The organism is Mycobacterium sp. E1715, assembly GCF_001667625.1.
Taxonomy (GTDB): domain Bacteria; phylum Actinomycetota; class Actinomycetes; order Mycobacteriales; family Mycobacteriaceae; genus Mycobacterium.
Map to the genome: position 1 here is coordinate 1 of NZ_LZJJ01000219.1, position 1,165 is coordinate 1,165.

General features: G+C 68.3%; 1 protein-coding gene and 1 pseudogene. Both read right to left on the reverse strand.

Annotated features, from left to right (window positions below; all coding sequences use genetic code 11):
* Nucleotides 1-506, reverse strand: a pseudogene (locus A9X03_RS12165) (protein translocase subunit SecD); the annotation flags it as partial.
* Nucleotides 507-617: 111 nt separating this feature from the next.
* On the reverse strand, nt 618-956 hold the full coding sequence (yajC, locus tag A9X03_RS12170) for a preprotein translocase subunit YajC (RefSeq protein ID WP_067268848.1): 339 nt from the start codon (nt 954-956) through the stop codon (nt 618-620).
* Nucleotides 957-1,165: the final 209 nt, after the last annotated feature.

Here is a 1,165-nt window from a genome sequence, read left to right on the forward strand (position 1 = left end):
CACCGCGGCGCGCCTGTCACGTCGCGACTCAAGCCTATCCGGCGCGTCCCCGCCCGGCCTCTCATGTACGGCGGCGCCTGCCCGGGCGGGGGCGCCTGCGGCGCGGGCTTGGGCTGGAGCTCCTGCGCCGGCATCGAGTTCAGCACCGGGCGGATGTAGAGACGAGCGGTCTGCCCCAGGTTGCGGGCCTCGTTGCCGTCGTTGCCGGGCACGGTGATCACCAGGTTGTCGCCGTCGACCACGACCTCCGAACCGGAGACGCCCAGCCCGTTGACGCGCGCGCTGATGATCTGCTGCGCCTGTGCCAGCGCGTCGCGGCTCGGACGTGAGCCGTCCGGGGTGCGCGCGGTCAACGTGACGCGGGTGCCACCCTGCAGGTCGATGCCGAGCTTGGGTGCGGCCCGCTTGTCGCCGGTCAGGAACACCAGCAGATAGACGCCGACGAGCAGCAACAGGAAGACGGACAGGTAGCGGGCAGGGTGCACCGGCGCCGAAGACGATGCCACGTTCCTTCTATCTCCTCGAGAATCGGTTTCTTACCCCGGACAGAGCCTAGAAAAGACTACGTGCCTCCCTCACCGCGATCGCGCCGCTGGTGGGTTGGGCCGCAATCGCCGTCAGGAATCCTTGGTCGCCCGGTTGTCGCCGAATTCCTCCAAATCGTCGGCGTCGTCGTCCTCAGCGAGGTCGTCCTCGTCGGGCAGTATCCGGTCGCGGATCGCCAGCTTCATCCAGGTCGTGACCACCCCGGGCGCGATCTCGAGGTCGACGGTGTCGTCCGTGATCTCGACGACCGTGGCCTCGAGCCCGGATGTGGTGTGCACGCGGTCGCCCGGCTGCAACGACTCGTGCAGGTCGATGGTGGCCTGCATCGCCCGCTTCTGCCGGCGCGAGGCGAAGTACATGAACCCGCCCATGATGAGCAGGAAGGGCAGGAACAGGATCAAACTTTCCATGAACGGGCCTGTCTTTTCGTAGTGGCTTCGTAGTGGCTTCGTCGTGGCACTGAAGGCCATCGGTGGCCGGGACGACCCGCGGGCCGCGCACCTCGTACCGGCCAGTGTGCCATTGCCGCAGGTCGCCCCCGAGCGCCGCCGTACATGAGAGGCCGGGCGGGGACGCGCCGGATAGGCTTGAGTCGCGACGTGACAGGCGCGCCGCGGTG

Coding starts and splice junctions, on each gene's coding strand:
- yajC (WP_067268848.1), bottom strand. CDS start 956: ATGGAAAGTTTGATCCTGTTCCTGCCCTTCCTGCTCATCATGGGCGGG.